The sequence below is a fragment of the Shewanella sp. ANA-3 genome (genome assembly GCF_000203935.1).
GTDB lineage: Bacteria > Pseudomonadota > Gammaproteobacteria > Enterobacterales > Shewanellaceae > Shewanella.
In genome coordinates this window covers 3,461,199-3,481,297 of sequence record NC_008577.1, presented here as the reverse complement: position 1 = coordinate 3,481,297, position 20,099 = coordinate 3,461,199, and the positions used below count along the sequence as shown (strand labels likewise).

Annotated in this window: 17 protein-coding genes; 8 read left to right on the top strand and 9 right to left on the bottom strand. The window is 49.3% G+C overall.

The features are described 5' to 3' along the window. From SHEWANA3_RS15275 to nadK, 5 genes are all read right to left on the bottom strand, one after another. Positions 1-1,395 carry a lactate utilization protein B gene (locus SHEWANA3_RS15275; RefSeq protein ID WP_011717770.1) on the bottom strand — a complete coding sequence of 465 codons (1,395 nt, stop codon included), beginning with the start codon at positions 1,393-1,395 and terminating at the stop codon, positions 1-3. 10 nt (positions 1,396-1,405) lie between these two features. Next, positions 1,406-2,149, bottom strand: coding sequence for a (Fe-S)-binding protein (locus SHEWANA3_RS15270; protein ID WP_011626788.1), 744 nt, complete (start codon positions 2,147-2,149; stop codon positions 1,406-1,408). A gap of 302 nt (positions 2,150-2,451) precedes the next feature. Beyond that, on the bottom strand, positions 2,452-5,256 hold the full coding sequence (locus SHEWANA3_RS15265; protein ID WP_011717768.1) for an FAD-binding and (Fe-S)-binding domain-containing protein: 2,805 nt from the start codon (positions 5,254-5,256) through the stop codon (positions 2,452-2,454). A 63-nt stretch (positions 5,257-5,319) separates the two neighbouring features. Beyond that, positions 5,320-6,963: an L-lactate permease gene (locus SHEWANA3_RS15260; protein ID WP_011717767.1), complete on the bottom strand. Its 1,644-nt coding sequence runs from the start codon at positions 6,961-6,963 to the stop codon at positions 5,320-5,322. Positions 6,964-7,713: 750 nt separating this feature from the next. Next, positions 7,714-8,592, bottom strand: a complete 879-nt coding sequence (nadK, locus tag SHEWANA3_RS15255; protein WP_086017265.1) for an NAD(+) kinase — start codon at positions 8,590-8,592, stop codon at positions 7,714-7,716. 99 nt (positions 8,593-8,691) lie between these two features. Between nadK and grpE the strand changes: the two genes are divergently transcribed. Further along, complete coding sequence (gene grpE / locus SHEWANA3_RS15250) at positions 8,692-9,312, top strand: nucleotide exchange factor GrpE (RefSeq protein WP_011717765.1); 621 nt, start codon at positions 8,692-8,694, stop codon at positions 9,310-9,312. Between the two features lie 147 nt (positions 9,313-9,459). Here the strand turns inward: grpE and dxs are convergent, their stop codons facing one another. Genes dxs through xseB form a run of 3 tightly spaced genes read right to left on the bottom strand, consistent with a single transcriptional unit; the run spans position 9,460 to position 12,473 of the window. Then, positions 9,460-11,328 carry a 1-deoxy-D-xylulose-5-phosphate synthase gene (gene dxs / locus SHEWANA3_RS15245; protein WP_011717764.1) on the bottom strand — a complete coding sequence of 623 codons (1,869 nt, stop codon included), beginning with the start codon at positions 11,326-11,328 and terminating at the stop codon, positions 9,460-9,462. Between the two features lie 21 nt (positions 11,329-11,349). Continuing rightward, complete coding sequence (gene ispA, locus SHEWANA3_RS15240) at positions 11,350-12,231, bottom strand: (2E,6E)-farnesyl diphosphate synthase (RefSeq protein ID WP_011717763.1); 882 nt, start codon at positions 12,229-12,231, stop codon at positions 11,350-11,352. A 2-nt stretch (positions 12,232-12,233) separates the two neighbouring features. Next, positions 12,234-12,473 carry an exodeoxyribonuclease VII small subunit gene (xseB, locus tag SHEWANA3_RS15235; RefSeq protein WP_011623480.1) on the bottom strand — a complete coding sequence of 80 codons (240 nt, stop codon included), beginning with the start codon at positions 12,471-12,473 and terminating at the stop codon, positions 12,234-12,236. A 314-nt stretch (positions 12,474-12,787) separates the two neighbouring features. Between xseB and pomA the strand changes: the two genes are divergently transcribed. From pomA to thiI, 3 genes are all read left to right on the top strand, one after another. Next, complete coding sequence (pomA, locus tag SHEWANA3_RS15230) at positions 12,788-13,555, top strand: flagellar motor protein PomA (RefSeq protein WP_011717762.1); 768 nt, start codon at positions 12,788-12,790, stop codon at positions 13,553-13,555. A gap of 3 nt (positions 13,556-13,558) precedes the next feature. Continuing rightward, positions 13,559-14,479, top strand: a complete 921-nt coding sequence (locus SHEWANA3_RS15225; protein ID WP_011623478.1) for a flagellar motor protein MotB — start codon at positions 13,559-13,561, stop codon at positions 14,477-14,479. Between the two features lie 216 nt (positions 14,480-14,695). Next, a complete protein-coding gene (thiI, locus tag SHEWANA3_RS15220) occupies positions 14,696-16,150 on the top strand; it encodes a tRNA uracil 4-sulfurtransferase ThiI (protein WP_011717761.1) in 1,455 nt (484 codons plus the stop codon). 151 nt (positions 16,151-16,301) lie between these two features. Here the strand turns inward: thiI and SHEWANA3_RS15215 are convergent, their stop codons facing one another. Then, positions 16,302-16,535: a hypothetical protein gene (locus tag SHEWANA3_RS15215; protein ID WP_011717760.1), complete on the bottom strand. Its 234-nt coding sequence runs from the start codon at positions 16,533-16,535 to the stop codon at positions 16,302-16,304. 176 nt (positions 16,536-16,711) lie between these two features. On the opposite strand from SHEWANA3_RS15215, the gene SHEWANA3_RS15210 reads away from it, so the two are divergent. The 4 genes from SHEWANA3_RS15210 to rlmM all read left to right on the top strand — a co-directional run bounded on the left by SHEWANA3_RS15210 (position 16,712) and on the right by rlmM (position 19,994). Next, complete coding sequence (locus SHEWANA3_RS15210) at positions 16,712-17,623, top strand: transcriptional regulator GcvA (protein WP_011623475.1); 912 nt, start codon at positions 16,712-16,714, stop codon at positions 17,621-17,623. After that, positions 17,604-18,275, top strand: coding sequence for an alpha/beta fold hydrolase (locus SHEWANA3_RS15205; RefSeq protein ID WP_011717759.1), 672 nt, complete (start codon positions 17,604-17,606; stop codon positions 18,273-18,275). Before SHEWANA3_RS15210 ends, SHEWANA3_RS15205 begins: the two co-directional genes overlap by 20 nt. 87 nt (positions 18,276-18,362) lie before the next feature. Then, entirely contained in the window at positions 18,363-18,755 is a 393-nt protein-coding gene (locus SHEWANA3_RS15200; RefSeq protein WP_011717758.1) for a DUF423 domain-containing protein, read from the top strand. A gap of 153 nt (positions 18,756-18,908) precedes the next feature. Then, positions 18,909-19,994 carry a 23S rRNA (cytidine(2498)-2'-O)-methyltransferase RlmM gene (rlmM, locus tag SHEWANA3_RS15195; RefSeq protein WP_011717757.1) on the top strand — a complete coding sequence of 362 codons (1,086 nt, stop codon included), beginning with the start codon at positions 18,909-18,911 and terminating at the stop codon, positions 19,992-19,994. Positions 19,995-20,099: the final 105 nt, after the last annotated feature.

The window sequence follows — 20,099 nt, the reverse complement described above, 5'->3', positions numbered from 1 at the left end:
TTATAGGCTCCTGTGTTTCTTAAACCAAGCTTCGAAGCTGGAGTTGGGGGCGACGGGCAGTTCACGGTATTTACCCCAAGCGCCGCTAAAGGGCTTGAGCAGACTGCCGGGCAAAATACGCAGTGCGGTGCGAGCCGCGCCCATTGAGCAATTGAGCAGGGTCGTGCTTGCCATAAATTTACCCACTAGTGGCATATAACCGTTTTTGCCGTAGGGGAGTTGTCCGGCTTCAGCCTTAAGGCGTCTGTGGTGGAAAATAATCTTATCGAGCGGCACCTTAGTCGGGCAAACATAGGTACAGCTGCCACACAGGGTACAGGCCCAAGCGATGGAGTTAGTGTCATCATGCTTGGCACCTACGGCAATCCCAATAGGGCCGGGAATGGTGTAGTTGTAACTGTAACCACCGGAGCGGCGATACACAGGGCAAGTATTTAAACAGCCACCGCAGCGAATACATTTCAATGATTCGGCAAGGATTTTATCCTTGAGCATTTCAGTACGGCCGTTATCGACGATGATCACATGCATCTCACCATCGACCTGTGGACCACGGTAGAAGGCGCTATAGGTGGTGACGGGTTGACCCGTTGCGTTACGCGCTAGGGTGCGCAGTAACACGGCGGCGCTGTCGATATCGGGGACAATTTTGTCGATACCCATTGAATGCAACTGTAACTTGGGCAGGTTCGCGCCCATATCTGCGTTACCTTCGTTGGTACAAACGACCACGGCGCCCTTATCGGCGATTGCCATGTTTACCCCTGTCATGGCGGCATCGGCGCTGAGGAATTGCTCACGCAGATGAGCACGAGCGGCGCGGGTCAAATATAGCGGATCGGACTCGCCTGCCTTAGTGCCTAATTTGTCATGGAACAGATCGCCCACTTCTTCTTTTTTCATGTGGATGGCGGGCACCACAATGTGCGAAGGTGGCATTTTTGCCAGCTGAATAATCCGCTCGCCCAAGTCGGTATCGATGACTTCAATTCCACGTTGCTCTAAGTAAGGATTGAGGTGACATTCCTCTGTGAGCATGGATTTAGACTTAACTAACTTCTTCACTTTATGGCTAGCTAAAATGTCGTGCACGATACGGTTGTGCTCAGCGCCATCCTTTGCCCAGTGGACTTTGATACCGTTTGCAAGGCAGTTTTGCTCAAAGGTTTCAAGGTATTGTGCAAGGTTGGTTAAGGTATGCAGTTTGATTTCGGAGCCTAACTGACGCAGTTGTTCCCACTCGGGTAAGCTGCCTGCGGCGCGGTCACGTTTTTCCCGCAGCACCCAAAGGGCTTTTGAGTGCCAGTCAACACGGGTTTCATCACGGCAGAAAATATCGGCCTTGTGGGCGTGAACCTGTGAACCCGTTGCCTCGTGATTATGTTGATATGCCATAGTGGGTCTCCTAGAGCGCGGCGTTAAGTACTTGCGCTATGTGGCGAATTTCAATTGGCAATTGTTGTCTGCGGATCATGCCATCGAGGTGTAATAGGCATGAAGGGTCGAAGCCAACCACATATTGCGCGCCCGTTGCCGCGTGGGCTTGGGCCTTATCTTTACCCATCTTGGCGGATACGGCGCCTTCATCAACGGCAAAAGTCCCACCAAAGCCACAGCATTCGTCGCGACGGTCTGGATACACAATGTCGATTCCGGCGATATTGGCGAGCACGGCTTCTACCTTGTTGAATCGTGGACCCATTTGCTCGCTCGGTGTGGCAAGGCTCAACATGCGAATGCCGTGGCAGCTCAGTTGCAGACTGATCTTATGGGCAAAAGGCTTGTTGAACGCTGGGATTGGGGCGACATCGTGGAGGAACTCGGTCAGCTCATAGAGTTTGTCGATAACGGCTTGGGCTTCTGGGCTGTTGTCAAACTCGTGGAAGTTTTCTTTGGCGGCCACTAAACAAGAGGCGGCAGGGCAAACAATGGCATCACATTCCACACCCTTGAAAGCATTAAGTAATTTCAAGGTAGTACTGCGTGCTGCATCGAAGCAACCCGAGTTGGTCATAGGTTGGCCACAGCAAGTTTGGCCTGCGGGTAGAATCACTTGGTGTCCGAGCTTTTCCAGTAATTCCAGGGTGGCAATCGCCACATCTGGCATCATTTGGTTAACGAGACACGGGATGAAAAGAGCGATTTTCATTGTGTTTTTCTCTTTCTTGTTAGTGAACGACATTGCCTTGCATTGTGACCCCAAAGTCCACACAAATGCTAAGGTAGTTGATCAAATATAGGCTTATCTTAAGTAAATAAGTAGCGCTAATTTAGTAAATGACCTTGTTGATTTTTGCAAAAATGAGAATATTTTAATTTGTTGAATTTAAACTGTTTATCTTGGTTTATATTTTGTGATTTATCTCCTGTTTTTAGTGTTTTGCTCGATAAATGAGAATAGTTTTCTTCTAAAGAAAACGGGGCTAACCCTAGCCCCGTTTATTCAGTGTTTTAGCGGCTGCACTCTTCGAGCAGATACGCTAAGTGGCGGTAGGAAATGCCACTGTGCTGCGTTAAGCCGACCTCACACATACGGTTGGCGTAATAGCCTTCCTTAATCTCGACAGGAATGAGCTTTTTAATATTACGCAGGGCGCTGGCGTTGATTTCTGGCTTATACAGGCCTTTTTCACCGGCGTAACCACAGCAGTCAATGCCCGCAGGTTTGTGTACTTGGCTCGAACAAGCATCGGCAATGGCTTGCATCTTAGGCTCTAACTTCATCTTGCGAGCACTACAACCTAAGTGCAGAGCAACATTGACCTTTTTATTGATGCTCAGCTTATCCAACAGCTTGTCGTGCATAAACTCAACCAAGTCGGTGATTTGCACCTGAGGGTTACCCGTGAGAGTACGATAGGTACAAGACAGCGCATCGACTAATACCGGGATTTTGCCGCCATTACTCATCTTGCTGACCACATCGATAAGCTCTTGGCGTTTGGCGTCGGCGTTTTTAAAGTCGCCCTTAGATTCCCACATCTGGCCGCAGCATAAATCGCGGGTCTTCTCTGGTGTAATAACGTTATAGCCCGCACGTTCAAGCAGGGTCACAACCACTTCTGGCAAGGTGCGATTATCGGGATCCTTCGGTGTTGGGCCAAAGGTGCGACCACCACAGGCAGGGAAGTAAACCACGGTTTCTTGACCTGCTTTGGCGGGCGACGGTTTAGGCAGTTTGCCGCCTTTCGGGAAATCAGGATTCCAATAGGGCACTTCTTTGGAGAGTAAGCGACCGGTTTTCATCAGCGCGTTGGTGATACCATCGCCGGTGATTTTATGGATGACTCCCAACACATCAAAGCCTGTGCTGATCACTTGGTTGACTGCGCCGAAGTGTTTGGCTTGGAAATCCAACACTTTTTGCTCAGTGGTGCTGATATAGGGCGTGCGCAGCTTACGCACTAGCTGACCCATGCTGTTGTCGACTGGGCAGGCGATAGTACAGAGCTGACAAGCTGCGCAAGTATCAATCACATCATACTTGGCATCGGCACGCATTTTCTCTGCGGCGGCTTTATCGCCAGATTGCTCTAAGCGCTCAATTTCACGTAGGGTGGCGATACGTTGACGTGGCGAGAAGTTTAGCGCCGAAGTCGGGCAGGTTTTTTCGCAGAAACCACACTCGATACACTTATCGACAAAATCATCGACCACAGGGCATGGCTTGATGTTTTTCACGTGTACTGTGCTGTCGTCGTTTAAGATCACGCCGGGGTTGAGCAGGCCTTCTGGGTCGAAGATATGCTTGATGCGTTTCATCAGGGTGTAAGCATCGGCGCCCCATTCCATTTCCACGAAAGGTGCAACGGCGCGGCCAGTACCGTGCTCGGCTTTCATCGAGCCATCGTATTTATGGATCACCATCTCGGCCACGTCCTGCATAAAGCCTTGGAAGCGCTCGATGTCCGCTTGGGAGGCGAAGGTCGGGGTGATAATAAAGTGGAAGTTACCCGCCAGTGCATGGCCGTAAATCACGCCTTCGGGATAACCGTGCTTATGGAATAGCTCGGTTAAATCGGCGGCCGCAGCGGCTAAATGTTCTACGTTAAAGGCCACGTCTTCGATAATGACTGAGCTGCCCTTTGGTCGTTCGCCACCAATAATGGGGAACAGGCCGGAGCGCATTGCCCAGTATTTGCTGTACACGTTGGCGTCGCTACTGAAGCTAATCGGACGCTCGGTTTTGATGTGCGCCAGTTTGGCAATCACATCTTGGGTATAGCTTTCTAAGGTTTGAGCATCGTTAGCACGGGACTCGATCAATAGGATTGCCGCGCCTTCTGGTAACTCATTGAGCCAGTCTGGCATGCCTTTTTTGCCGGTCACGGCCTTGATAGATGCCCAGTCGAGTAATTCGGCGGCGGCAACACTATCGCCAATAATTGGGGGAATGGCACTCGCCGCATCCACCATGTTGAAGAATACCGCCATCGCCGAGGCTTTAAATTTAGCTTCATCGACCGTGTGGTAAGTGACTTCTTCGACAAAGGCTAAGGTGCCTTCGGCGCCAACGATTAAGTGGTTAATTAAATCGAAGGGATCTTCAAAATCCACTAGGGCATTGATGCTATAACCCGTAGTGTTTTTGATGGAGTATTTTTTGCGGATGCGCTGCGCGAGCACTTCATTGCTGCGGGTCAATTTAGCGAGTGAAGCCAGTGAATCGAGCAGGTCGCCGTGGCTTTGGGTAAAGGCGGCCTTAGACTTATCACAACCCGTGTTGAGCTCAGTGCCATCGGCAAATAATAGCTTGGCGGAGGCGATAGTCTGGTAACTGTTTTGCGCCGTACCACAGCACATGCCCGAGGCGTTGTTAGACACAATACCGCCGACCATGGCCGAGGCCAGTGTTGCCGGATCGGGACCGATTTTTTTATTGAGTGGCTTAAGTGCGGCGTTGGCGTCGGCACCGATAACGGCGGCGCCTAAGGTGATCTTATTGCTGTCGGGGCTGATGTCTATGGTTCTAAAACCATCGTGGCCCAAGATCAATAAAATCCCTTCACCAATGGCTTGGCCCGATAAACTGGTGCCTGCCGCGCGGAAAGTCACAGGCACTTTATGGGCGCGGGCGATGGCTAAGGTCTGTTTGGCTTGTTCTAGGGTGTCTGCGTGAACGACGATTTCTGGCACGATACGGAAATAACTGGCATCCGTCGACCAAGCAAAGCGGCGCACAGGGTCATTTGAGACGGCTGATTCACCGAGTTGTTGAATTAGTTCTTTATAAACAGCGTCATAATTAATAGACATAAGTTACTCTCTCAACGCTAAAAATGACTAAGGCCGCCAACGCGGCCTTAGGTTTAGATTGGCTTAGAAGCCACCCCAAAGTGTTGCGATAGTGCCTGCAAGTAACGCGTAGCCAATGGCAACAGGCATAGTTTTACGGATGATTTCAGATTCTCTACCCGCCATACCCACAACGGTCGCGGCTGCCACTACGTTCATTACACACATCATATTACCGGCGTTAGCACCGATACCTTGTAGTGCTAATACCAGTGTATGGTTCATGCCAATATTGTCCGCCACGCTGTATTGCAGGCTGGAGAACATCATGTTGGAGAAGGTGGCTGAACCTGACAGGAAGGCACCAAAAATCCCCACAATCGGTGCCATCCATGCCCAAACCGCGCCCATAGATTGGCCTAACATATCGGCTAAGGCGACGGGCATAGACGCAAGACCTGCACCATTAACACCTGAGTTTAAGAAGATTTTCACCATAGGCACGGATGCGCCTAATGAAATAATAGTCGGTAACATAGACTTGCATGAAACGCCGATGGATTGCTTAATCGCAGGGCTTTTCATCTTGAACAGGAAGAAACCTAAGATACACACGGCCACGAAGAAGGCGCCAGGAGCATATAAGGTCGCAAAGCTGGCTTTAAGCTCAGTGCCCATTAGGCCAGTCCAGCTGATGTTGAAACTAGATAACCAGGCTTTGAGTGGTGCTACAGTGCGTGAAAGCACTAATAGCGCAGCCATGATGATATAAGGTGTCCAAGCGGCAATTTGTGAGAACTTAGCAGTCGTCTCAATTTTTGCACCTTCTTGGCTATCATTTTCGGCAAAGTCATTCCAAGGCGTTTTGGGCAGTAAGTATCCTTTACGCGCAACAGGGATGACTAAGGCCATACCGACCAATGAACCGATAACAGATGGGAATTCAGGACCTGCAAGGTAGTTGATAATCCATGCAGGAACGGTAAAGGCAAGACCGGCGAAAATCGCAAATTTCCAAATCGCTAAACCTTCTTTAAAAGATTTATTGCGGCCGAAGAATCCTGTCAGTATGGTCACCATGACCAGTGGAATTAAGGTACCTGTAATTAAGTCGATAGTGATCATATGCATCACGATAAAGCGAGCATAACCAACGTAGCTACCGCCATGGGCTGCAAACTGTTCAGCTGCTAAGCTCACACCGCCTTGAGTTAAACCTTGCTCCATACCAAATAGCACGGGTAAACCAATCGCACCGAAGGACACACAAGCTGAGTCGGCAATCAAGGCCACTACGGCTGCGGCAACTGGTGGAACGCCCAGTAATACCAGCAGCGGTGCACCAATCGCGGCGGGCGTCCCAAAGCCCGCACTACCTTCGATAAAGGCTCCGAATAACCAACAGATGATGATCACCTGCACACGGGCGTCGGCACTGATGTTAGTGAAGCCCGCGCGGATGGTATCCATTGCCCCTGAGTATTTCAGGGTGTTGAGCAGGAATACCGCGCCGAAGATGATGGTTAATGGGGTGATGGCTGACAGCAGTCCTTCGAGAACCGATGCGGCTAATAGTGTGGTATCCATTTGCCAAATAAACACGGCGGCCAGCGCTGTGATTATCATGGAGATGGGCATAGCTTTGGACGCTGGCATTCTGAGTAATACGAGAAAGATCATTACACTGATTACTGGCGTCAAGCTGGCGAGGAGTTGAAGTATTGTCATGCTTGCCTCTACATAAAGTGGTCTGTCTTATTATTTATATTTGGATCTTACTAGTGTTTTCCTGTCAGACTCTCCGACTGATAAATCAGCAGGTTTCACTGCCAATACCATGAGTCACAACATTCTGTGGTGTGTACTAGACGCTATTCGGGGCTTAACTAATATGATCTAGATCATTTTGGCTGCTGTATAGAATGCTAATTTACAGTGCTGCGGGAGGCTTCTCTCATGGGATTTTCTTAACTGTGATCCATGTCACTCGAAGGTGGTTTTTTATATTTCGATAATGGGATGTTTCGCTAATTTCTATTCCTTCAGGTTATAAAAATCGACATATTCACTAAATTAGCTATCAGTATTGCAATTAACTGATCCATTTATTTCATTAATGAGCACTTAATGGATTTTTAAGACAATATTAAGATGTGACTTATGTCTCGCTTTATTGTGGGTTGGAAAATTACTCAGCTGGATATTATTTATTAACAGTATGAATAAATAGATTTTTATTGGGGTTTGCAGCGTGAGGAATAATGAGGGATGGATCACGTTTTAGTAATGACTAAATTTTGCGTGATGAATATCACTTAATGAATTTTGTTTTAATCTGAAATTTAATAACGGTTAATAAAGCGGTTTACAGCCGCGCAGCCGCAACACACCATTCTGTTAACAACTGGTATGGGAATTAACCTGAGTGATTAATGATGGCGTGCCTTTGTGGCCATTATGCCTTCGCCTAATGTGGGCTTAAAACAGCTTACTGCCCCAGCCGAGCTTACTGCGTAACACATGGAAGTAATTATGGCCTTTAGGGTGGATAAGTCTGAGCTGCTCGGAGCTGCGGCGCACTATGATTTCATCGCCGGGTAAGACGGCTAAATGCACGTGGCCATCACAACTTACTTCGAGATTTTCGCCATTTTCAGGGGAGACGACCATCTTAATGGTGCTGCAGGCATCGACCACTATGGGGCGACACGACAGTGTATGTGGAAACATAGGCACTAAGATTAATGCCTGTAAATTGGGGGTCAGAATGGCGCCACCTGCCGACAGGGCATAGGCGGTAGACCCCGTCGGGGTTGAGACTATCATGCCGTCGGCACGTTGACTGTACATGAATTGATTGTCTATATAGACTTCAAATTCAATCATATGGGCGATTTTACCAGGATGCAGCACTGCCTCATTCACTGCGGTATTGCTCGCTTTTAACATGCCGTGACGATAGACCTCGGCTTCGAGTAAAAAGCGGTGCTCGGTATCAAATTCCCCATCGAGCACTTTGGCGAGCGCTTCTTCAAAGGCATCGGGCGGTAAATCCGTTAAAAAACCTAGATTGCCACGGTTTACACCAATCACGCCCACATCGAAGCGGGCCAGCACTCTGGCGGCGCCGAGCATATTGCCATCGCCACCCACGACTATCGCTAAATCGCAGCGTGCGCCAATCTCTAATAAATCGACCGCGATGATATTGGTCCCTAACTCGCTGGCAACGCGCTCTTCCACGAGGACTTCATACCCTTGCACCGTCAGCCAGTGGTGCAGACGTTTGAGGGTTTGATTTGTCCCTGGGTGGTGCGGCTTGCCAATCAGGCCAATGGTGTGGAACTTTGTGGTCATATTTATGCTAGATCTGGCCTTAGGCCTTGAAACGTCAAAATTGATCCCCATAATATGCCCAGAGTATTTAGAAACAAAGCATTTTTAGCTGGAGTGAAAATGAGCAACGAGTCGATTAAAGCAGAACAGGATCTGATCCAAGAGGGTGTAGAGTCTGAAGTTTCTACCGAAGAAGCGAGTCTGATTGACGAGCTTACCCAAGCCAATTTCCGTATTGAAGAGCTGGAACAGTTACTCGCTGACGCTTTGGCGAAAGTTGAAGAGCAAAAAGATTCAGTTATCCGTGCTGCTGCCGAAGTAGACAACATTCGCCGCCGTGCTGCGATGGATGTGGAAAAGGCGAACAAGTTTGCATTGGAAAAATTCGCCAACGAATTACTGCCAGTGTTAGACAATATGGAACGTGCGCTGCAAGGTACTAATCCACAGGATGAAACCACCAAAGCACTGTTCGAAGGTGTTGAGCTTACGCAAAAGAGCTTCTTGACCGCCGTGGCTAAGTTTGGGGTAAAACCTATCGATCCACAGGGGCAAGCCTTCAACCCTGACCAACATCAAGCCATTGGTATGCAGCCAAGCGCTGAGTATCCAGCCAATACTGTGATGTTAGTGATGCAAAAGGGTTATGAGCTGAACAGCCGTTTACTGCGTCCTGCCATGGTGATGGTGTCACAGGGCGGCCCTAGCCAAGAATCTGCTTCAATCAACATTGAAGCCTGATTGAAGCCTAAGTTAACGCACTGAGCGTTAAAGGTTACGTAATAAAAAGGACTGCAGATGCAGTCCTTTTTATTTGTCTGTTTTTTGCCTGCTAATCGCGATTCATCACGCTTTGCACTGTTGCTGGGAGCTTAGCTCCCATAACACTTAATCGGCAAGAAAGGCATTAATTTGCGCTAACATACCTTCGGCATCGAGTTGTAAATCATGGGTCACTTCTTCTGGAGAGCCATGTTTAATAAACTCATCGGGTAGGCCTATTTGCAGCACAGGTTTCGGCATTTTAAGCTTTTGCAGCAGTTCTAATACACCAGAGCCAGCGCCGCCCATAATGGCGTTTTCTTCCACTGTGACGAGCACATCGTGGGTTTGCGCCATCTCTTTGACTAAATCCACATCTAACGGCTTCACAAAGCGCATATCGACGACGGTGGCGTCTAAGCTTTCTGCGGCGGTTAAGGCGGCGGCTAAGGTGGTGCCAAAGTTCAGCATGGCGATACCTTTGCCTAAACGCTTAATCACGCCTTTACCAATTGGCAGCGCCGTCATGGCTTCTACCTGAGTCGCGCCTGTGGCGCTTCCCCTTGGATAACGCACCGCGCTCGGGCCTGCATCATAGCAATAACCTGTATAGAGCATTTGGCGACATTCATTTTCATCCGATGGCGCCATGATCACCATATTCGGAATGCAGCGCATAAAGCTTAAATCGAATGCTCCTTGGTGGGTTGGGCCGTCGGCACCGACGATACCGCCACGGTCAATGGCGAACAATACCGGTAAACGTTGTAGTGCCACATCGTGGATTAGCTGGTCATAGCCCCGTTGCAGGAAGGTCGAGTAAATGGCGACCACAGGCTTAAAGCCTTCACAGGCAAATCCGGCCCCTAAGGTCACCGCATGTTGCTCGGCAATGGCGGCATCGAAATATTGTTTCGGGAAGCGTTGTGAGAACTCCACCATGCCCGAACCTTCACGCATGGCTGGGGTAATGCCTAAGACTTTTTCATCCTGCTCGGCAATATCACATAACCATTTGCCAAACACTTGGGAGAAGGTTGGCAGTCCCGGCTTAGTCGCTGGCTTCTTAAACTGTGATGGGTCAAATTTAGGTACTGCGTGCCAACCGATAGGATCTTTCTCGGCCGGTTCATAGCCACGACCTTTTTTGGTCATGATGTGCAGCACTTGTGGGCCCTTTAGAGAGCGCATATTGCGCAGGGTTTCCACTAAGGCATCGACATCGTGGCCATCGATGGGGCCGATATAGTTAAAGCCTAGCTCTTCAAACAGAGTGCCAGGTACAACCATGCCCTTGAGGTGCTCTTCGGTGCGCTTGGCCATCTCTTTGATGACCGGCATGCCCTTGAGGACTTTCTTGCTGCTTTCACGAATGGTGGTGTAGAGGCGGCCCGACATCAGTTGCGCTAGGTGATTGTTGAGCGCGCCGACGTTTTCTGAAATCGACATTTCGTTATCGTTCAGCACCATCAGCATATCGTTGTGCAAATCACCCGCGTGATTCATGGCCTCGAACACCATACCGCCCGTCATGGCGCCATCGCCAATCACGGCAACCACTTTGCGGCCAGCCTGTTCTTTTTCGGCGGCAACGGCCATGGCTAATGCGGCACTGATGGATGTACCGGAGTGTCCGACGCTAAAGGTGTCGTATTCACTTTCTTCCCGCCAAGGGAAAGGGTGTAAGCCGTTCTTTTGCCTAATGGTGTGCATTCTGTCGCGGCGACCGGTGAGAATTTTATGGGGATAGGCTTGGTGGCCAACGTCCCAAATCAAACGATCAAACGGGGTGTTATAGACATAATGCAGGGCGACAGTCAGTTCGACCGTGCCAAGTCCAGAGGCAAAATGTCCGCTGGACATGCCAACGGACTTAAGAAGAAACTCCCGCAACTCATCGGCCAATTGAGGTAACAGGGCCTGAGGAAGCTGGCGGAGTTCATTAGGAGTGTTGGCCTGAGCCAACACGGGAAACTGTGAAATGTCCAAACTCATAGCGAGATACTTCGTCTCTTATTATATTCTTCGCTCAATGATATAGCGGGCGAAGTCTGCGATTAACTGGCTATTGTATGGCAATTTAGCCAGCGCTGATAGTGCCTCTTGGATCAGTTGCGCGGCGGTATCTTTGGCGCCTTGCAGTCCAAGTAGTTGCGGAAAAGTACTCTTATTGGACTCGGCGTCAGAGCCTTGGGGTTTGCCGAGTTCTTCCGTGGTGGCAATGATGTCCAGAATATCGTCTTGCACTTGGAAGGCAAGTCCTACCGCATGGGCAAATTCCATCATAGTCTGATATTCATCTTTTGGCGCATTAGCGGCGATCAGGGCTAACTCAACGGCGCAGCTGATAAGGGCGCCCGTTTTCATATTATGCAGTTGAGTTAAGGCTTTAAGGTCGATGAGCTTATCGGTTGAGGCTAAGTCAATCGCTTGGCCGCCACACATACCACGGTAACCCGAGGCTTTCGCCAGCGCCCTCACCATAGCGATATGTTGCTCGCTGCTGATCCCAGGTACGGCTTCGGTCACAATTTCAAAGGCTAAGGTTTGCAGTGCATCCCCAGCAAGGATGGCGGTCGCCTCATCGAAGGCGATATGCACTGTGGGCTGACCACGACGAAGGTCGTCATCGTCCATGGCGGGTAAATCGTCATGGATTAACGAATAAGCATGAATACACTCAATGGCGGCGGCGCTGGCGTCGAGCTTTTCAAGCGGCACGCCAAACATTTGCCCCACGCTGTAAACCAAGAAGGGACGAATACGCTTACCGCCTAATAGCGCGCCGTGGGTCATGGCGGCCTTTAACTGCGGCGCAGTGTCTTCGAGTGTGCTGAAACGTTGTTTTAATTGGTCATCAACCCGTAGTTGATATTCTTTTATTGCATTGACTAACACGCTTATTCGCCCTCAACGGCATAGGGAGAGAGGGGCGCATTTTCATCCTGCTTGAGTAAAATGGCCACTTTTTGCTGAGCTTGCTCGAGTTTTGCTTGGCTGTTACGCACCAAATTGATGCCACGTTCAAATTGTTTTAACGCATCATCCAGAGAGACATCGCCCTGTTCTAATTCGGCAACGATGCGCTCGAGTTCACCAAGGGATTCTTCAAAACTGAGATTTTCGGGTTTCTTCGCCACGTTAATAATTCCTTTGAAAGAGCGGACACAAGGTATATCAGGGCGACTCAAGGGTCAAATTCAGTCGACGGATATTTGCTCAATAGCACGCTTTGTTGCTGAATTTTTTTCAGAAAATAGAAATTGTCGCTAAACTTGCTTAGTGCTTGTCCGATAAATGACAATAATAGCATTATGCTTATAATCATCCTTTGACATCATAGAGTAAGGCTCAGGTTAAAACCAAAGTGTAATCCCTATGCGGATGACATTTTGTGTTATTTTGCGAATAGAGTCAGTATCATGTCGTTTATACCGAATATTGAGGAGCCGTTGTGGATTTAGCTACAGTTATAGGACTAGTCGGGGGCTTTGGTTTTATCCTTTGGGCTATGATGACCAGCGGCGGCCTGGCAATCTTTATCGACGTCCCCTCAGTGTTTATCGTATTCGGTGGTTCATTCTTCGTCGTAATGATGAAATTCAATCTCAAACAGTTTTTGGGCGCGGTAAAAATTGCCGTCAAAGCCTTTATGTTTAAGATTGATAAGCCTGAAGATCTTATCGAACAATCCGTGACTATGGCGGACGCCGCCCGTAAAGGCGGATTCCTTGCCCTCGAAGAAGCGCAAATTTCCAACAGTTTTATGCAAAAAGCCGTCGATATGTTGGTCGATGGTCACGATGGTGAAGTGGTGCGCGCCGCACTTGAAAAAGACATTGCCCTCACCGAAGAGCGCCATCGCAACGGCATTGCGATTTTTAGGGCCTTTGGTGACGTTGGCCCCGCGATGGGGATGATTGGTACCTTAGTGGGCTTGGTGGCCATGTTATCCAATATGTCAGATCCTAAATCGATTGGTCCTTCGATGGCAGTGGCCTTGTTAACGACGCTGTACGGCGCCGTGGTCGCCAACATGGTGTGTATTCCCATTGCCGATAAACTCACCCTGCGGATGGGTGAAGAAATGCTGAACCGCAACCTGATTATGGACGCGGTATTAGCGATTCAAGATGGTCAAAACCCGCGGGTGATTGAAGGTTTCTTGAAGAATTATCTTGCTGAAAAACAGCGGAAAATCGATACAACGGACGGAGAGTAGCCCATGGCTAAGTGCAACTGTCCACCGCCCGGAGCGCCGCTCTGGTTGGCAACATTTGCCGATTTGATGTCCCTCTTGATGTGTTTCTTCGTGCTGCTGCTGTCATTCTCCGAAATGGACGTGATGAAGTTTAAGCAGATCGCAGGCTCGATGAAGTATGCCTTCGGGGTGCAAAACAAGGTCGAAGTCAAAGACATTCCTAAGGGGACGTCTGTGATTGCATTGGAGTTTCGTCCTGGCCGTCCCGATCCCACGCCGATTGAAATCATTAACCAACAAACCAACGAAATGACCGAACCCGTATTGGATTATCAAGCGGGCGAGGACGATAGCGCGGGTGGTGTGCAGCAGCAAAATGGTTCGCAGCGGGGCGGTGAAGCCTCGGCGACGGCCCAAGAAACGGCGGATGCGGTAAAAGCGGAAGCCGCAGCGGCGCAGGATAAAATCAATCAGCAAGTGAAGAAAATGGCGCAGGAACTCAATAACGAGATCACCGATGGGGCGATCGAAATTGAGTCACTAGGGCAGCAAATCATTATCCGTATCCGTGAGAAGGGCTCATTTGCCTCGGGATCGGGCTTCCTGCAGCCACGATTTAAACCTGTGGTGCGCTCGGTCGGTGAATTGCTAAAAGATGTGCCGGGGATCATCACGGTATCGGGTTACACCGATGATATGCAGATAAGCGATGAGCTCTACAGCTCGAACTGGGATCTCTCGAGCAAACGCGCAGTGGCGGTGGCCGATGTGCTGCTGCAAGTGAAGGGCTTCGATCCTAAGCGGATGAAAGTGGTCGGTATGGCGTCGAATAATCCCATCGTGCCTAATGACTCACCTGAAAACCGCGCGCGAAACCGCCGCGTTGAGATTGCCATTGAACAGGGTAAAGCAAAAGAATCCGAAGAAATTCAAGTGGGTAAATAGCTTTTAATCCAAATCTGTGACTCGATAAAAACGCCGTGACTTGCTCACGGCTTTTTTATTTGTGATTTTTTGACTATAAGTTCAACTGTGCATAAGCGCACGCCACGAGCAGACCGTGTGTGGAAACAGGTGCGCCAATCGCCGTGAGTTTGTTATAATCCGGCGATTATTCTTTTAACCAATTTTGCTGTTTACAAAATTGCCCGCGGAAATCCCATGAAGTTTATTGTAAAGCTGTACCCAGAAATCATGATGAAGAGCAAGCCCGTGCGCATGCGCTTCACCAAAATGCTTGAAACCAACATCCGTAACGTGCTCAAAAAAGTTGATGAAGATGCCAAAGTGCAACGTCAATGGGACCGTATTTGGGTAAAGGTGCCAAATGATAAACCTGAATTAGCTCAGGCCTTTGGTGAGCGTTTAGCCTGTATTCCTGGGATCGCCCATGTGGTGCAAGTGGATGAATACAGCTTTACCTCTGTTGACGATATCTACCAACAAGTCTTACCCGTTTACCGTGACCAAATTGCCGGTAAAACCTTCTGTGTGCGCGTCAAACGCACTGGCTCACACGATTTTAACTCTATCGAAGTCGAGCGTTATGTCGGTGGTGGTTTAAACCAGTTTACCGATGCGATTGGCGTGCGTTTGAAGAACCCAGAAGTGACAGTTAACCTCGAAATCGAGGGCGATAAACTGTATATGGTGACTAAGCGTATCGAAGGCTTAGGCGGCTTCCCAATGGCGACGCAGGAAGATGTGTTGTCCTTGATTTCAGGCGGTTTTGACTCAGGCGTGTCGAGCTACCAATTTATTAAGAAGGGCGCTCGTACCCATTACTGTTTCTTCAACCTCGGTGGCGCGCAGCATGAAATTGGCGTGAAACAAGTCGCTTACCATTTGTGGAAAACCTATGGTGAATCCCACAAGGTGAAGTTTGTGTCAGTGCCGTTCGAGCCTGTGGTGGCCGAGATTTTAGAGAAAATCGACAACGGTCAAATGGGCGTGGTGCTCAAGCGTATGATGATGCGCACTGCGGCGCGTATTGCCGAGCGTATGGGCATTCAGGCGATTGTGACAGGTGAGAGTTTAGGCCAAGTATCGAGCCAAACCTTAACCAACTTAAACGTGATTGACCGCTGCACCGATATGCTGATCCTGCGCCCGCTGATCGCCATGGATAAGCAGGACATCATCAACGAATGCCGCCGTATCGGCACCGAGGATTTTGCTAAATCTATGCCCGAGTATTGTGGCGTGATTTCGCAAAAGCCAACCGTGAAGGCGGTACTGGCCAAGGTTGAGGCCGAAGAGACCAAATTCTCTGAGGACTTGATTGACCGTATCGTTGAGCAGGCCGTGGCCATTGATATCAGGGAGATAGCAGAACAAATGAATACGCGTATCACTGAAACTGAAACCGTTGTTGCTATCGACACCAATGAAGTGGTGATTGATATTCGTGCCCCTGAGGAAGAAGAGAACAAGCCGCTGGAGATTGAAGGCGTGGAAATCAAGCGCATTCCTTTCTTCAAATTAGCGACTCAATTTGCCGATCTCGATAAGCAGAAGACTTACCTGTTGTACTGTGAGCGTGGGGTGATGAGTAAATTACAGGCGCTATACCTGATTGAACAAGGTTATCACAATGTTAAGGTTTACCGCCCTTAAGCGATAGCGAGTAAAACGCGAGCTAAGGCCAAACATCAACTTTGGCCTTAATGCGTATGAATTGGGGCCTCGATGTGCCAATAAGCAGGTAAACGAATACAAAAAAGCCGCATTGGAATGCGGCTTTTATTTTACTGATCAGCAGTGCAATTTATTCGGTCTTGACCACTTGCTGGGCCGGTAACACTTCATCGGCAAGCAATAAGGTAGGATCCTGCAGCGCTTCTTCATGCATTTTTTCCATCGTCGCAGTCAGTTCGGCATTGATACTTGCCTGTAAATCACTGGTGTCGATGATAATTTCTGCATCGATAACATTTGCGCTGACATTGGCACTGAGTGCGCTGACTAACACTAACGCAAAAGCAGATTTTAAATTGAACATAGTCGCCTCCGGGCTGACAAAGTATTGCTGTCAGACATTCCCATCACCCGTTCGAGATTGTCCAACTCATGTGTTTCGTTGGCGCAAAATTTAATCAAAAACGCTGGCCTTTACAAACGATTAAATGTAACAATACGGATTAGAAAAACTAATTAAAAATTGAGATAGAGATCACTATGTCAAGACGCTTACCACCACTGAATGCGGTTAAAGCATTTGAGGCCGCCGCACGGCATTTGAGCTTTACTCGAGCGGCTGAAGAATTGTTTGTGACTCAGGCTGCGGTGAGTCACCAAATTAAGGCGCTGGAAGATTTTCTCGGATTAAAATTATTTCGCCGAAAGAATCGTTCGCTGCTGCTGACCGAAGAAGGTCAGAGCTATTTTCTCGATATTAAAGACATCTTCACCCAACTGGCGGATGCGACCGACAGGCTGCTCGCACGTAGTGCCATTGGTTCGTTGACCGTGAGTATGTCGCCAAGCTTTGCGATTCAGTGGCTGGTGCCGCGCCTGTCGAAGTTTAGTGAAAAAAATCCCGACATTGACGTACGAATTAAAGCGGTAGACACAGAGGCTAGCTCCTTAACCGACGATGTCGACGTTGCCATTTATTATGGTTTAGGCAATTGGCCTGGGCTTCGCGCCGATAAACTCCGTAATGAAGTGCTGATCCCCGTATGTTCGCCTATGCTGTTAAACGGCCCAAAGCCACTATCAAAGCCAGAAGATTTAAAATACCACACGCTGCTGCACGATATGAGCCGTCACGATTGGCAGGCTTGGTTTAGACAATGTGGCATTCACGATATCAACGTCAACCAAGGGCCGATTTTTAGCCATTCCTCCCTCGTTTTGCAGGCGGCTGCCCACGGCCAAGGTGTGGCGTTAGGTTATAGCGTACTCGCTCGCCCCGATATTAAGGCGGGTCGACTGGTGTGCCCATTCCAAGAAGTGTTAGTGAGCAAAGATGCCTATTACCTCGTCTGCCAACAGAATCATGCCGAGCTGGGTAAAGTGGTCGCGTTCCGTGAGTGGATGTTAGATATGTTTGCCGAGGAGTCACGCAGTGAGTTGTTACCCGGATAACCCCTTGGTCAATGAGGATGTGGTGCCAAGTGCCTATGTGTTAGAAGGCGAGCCCTCAGAGACCTTGATTTTATTTGCCCACGGCGCGGGAGCGAATCGAGATTCCGACTTTATGTGCCAAATGGCCGCAGGTCTTGTCGCCAAGGGCTTTCAAGTGATGCGCTTTAATTTTCCCTACATGCAGGCCAATGCCGTGGATGGTAAAAAGCGCCCGCCTGACAGAGCGCCAAAGCTGCTTGCCTGTTTTGGCGAGATGCTCAGTGTGGCGCACGCTCAGCCTAAGGTTAAGCGTGTGGTCTTGATGGGTAAATCCATGGGCGGACGCATGGCGGCGTTACTGGCCTGCGATAGCGCGCAAGCCAGCCGTATCGATAGGGTCATTTGCTTAGGTTATCCCTTTATTCCGCTTAAGGGTGGTGAACCTAGGTTAGAGCCCCTTAACGACTGCCAAGTGCCCGTGTTAGTGCTACAAGGTGAGCGGGATAAGTTTGGCACACAGGCGCAGCTCCTAAGTTGGCCGCTTAACAGTGATATACAAATTGAATACTTAGCCGATGGGGATCATAGTTTTGTCCCAAGAAAGTCGTCAGGCACGACCGAAGCGGCTAACCTTGCATTGGCTGTTGATTTATCAGCAAAATTTATTGGCTAATGTTTTTTCTTGATATGGCGTAAAGCGCTCAGGCGTTACAGCTAGAGCGTCGTCTGTCGTAAAGCCTATTGGTTTTTGGAGGTAAAAATGCGTAAAGGATTGTTGTTACTCGCCGCGGTAAGCGGATTTTTTGCGGTTGCGCTAGGCGCTTTTGGTGCCCATGGACTCAAGGCTGTCGCGCCGCCAGAGCTGATTGATGTGTTTAATCTAGGCGTGCAATATCACTTCTACCATACTTTTGCGCTGATTGCCGTCGCCTTTGCTGGGCAGTGGTTAACCTCACGCTTGCTAGATTGGGCGGCGTACCTGTTTATGGCCGGCATAGTGCTGTTTTCTGGCTCGCTCTACGGTTTAGCACTGGTCGGTAGCAAATGGTTAGGCCCCATTACCCCAATGGGTGGTGGCTGTTTCCTCTTAGGTTGGTTATTGCTGGCTGCGGCCGTATGGCGCCATAAAGTGGTGGATGGCAACGAGTCATAATACTTGTGTGGCGCAGCCATTGCGCTGTGCGTTCATGCTGCCAATCACACAAAAGCCCGATAGCAAATCGGGCTTTTGTGTATTGAAATTGCTATACTGGCGCCCAAATCGATAGTCGGCCATGTTTATGGCTTGGATTTCTTAAGGATCTCCATGAAAAACCTATTTTTATTTTGCCGTGCAGGCTATGAGAAAGAATGCGCAGCAGAAATCCAACAGCGAGCCGCCGAGCTCAATGTGGGTGGCTTTGTTAAGGCCAACAACAACGATGCCTACGTGGTATATCAATGTTTTGAAGAAGACGGCGGCGATACCTTAGTGAAGCAACTGCCGTTAGATTCACTGATTTTTGCCCGTCAGATGTTTGCCGCAAGCGAGCTGCTGGCCGATTTACCCGAGTCTGATCGTGTCAGCCCGATTGTGGCGGCGCTCAGTGAGGTGAGTAAAGCGGGTGAGCTGAGGGTTGAAACCCCTGATACCAACGAAGCGAAAGAGCTGTCGGCATTTTGCCGTAAGTTTACCGTGCCTTTGCGCCAGCATTTGAAAAAATCCGGCAGTTTGCTGGCACAGGAAAATCCTAAGCGTCCGATTATCCACGTGTGTTTTATCGGCCCAGGTCGCGCCTACGTAGGTTATTCCTTCAGTAACAACAGCTCACCCTATTTTATGGGGATCCCGCGCCTGAAAATGGCTGCCGATGCGCCGAGCCGCTCAAGCTTGAAACTCGATGAAGCCTTCGCGCAGTTTGTGCCTAAAGAAGAGCAAGAAGTGCGGGTTCGCAGCGGCATGAACGCAGTTGACTTAGGCGCTTGCCCTGGCGGCTGGACCTATCAATTAGTGCGTCGTGGCATGATGGTCTCCGCAGTCGATAATGGCCCGATGAACGAAAAGCTGATGGAAACCGGACAAGTGAAACATTTCCGCGAGGATGGTTTCCGCTTTGAGCCACAGCGTAAAAACATTTATTGGTTAGTGTGTGACATGGTTGAAAAACCCGCGCGCGTGGCTGAGCTGATTGAAGCTTGGGCCATCAATGGCTGGTTTAAAGAAGCGATTTTCAACCTCAAACTGCCGATGAAGAGCCGTTATAAAGAAGTGATGGCAATTTTGAATACCATGCAGGAAATCCTCAAGGAAAACGGCATCAACGAATTCCAGTTACAGTGTAAGCACTTATACCATGACCGTGATGAAGTGACTGTTCACCTGTGGATTAGACCGAGCCAGGCTTGGAACTAATCGGCGGTTTTTGGCCGTTCTGTTAGTGAGTGAAGCCCCAAGTCATGTCTGGGGCTTTTTATTTGGCTGTTCTGCTAGATTGCGGCCATAAAAAAACGCACCCTA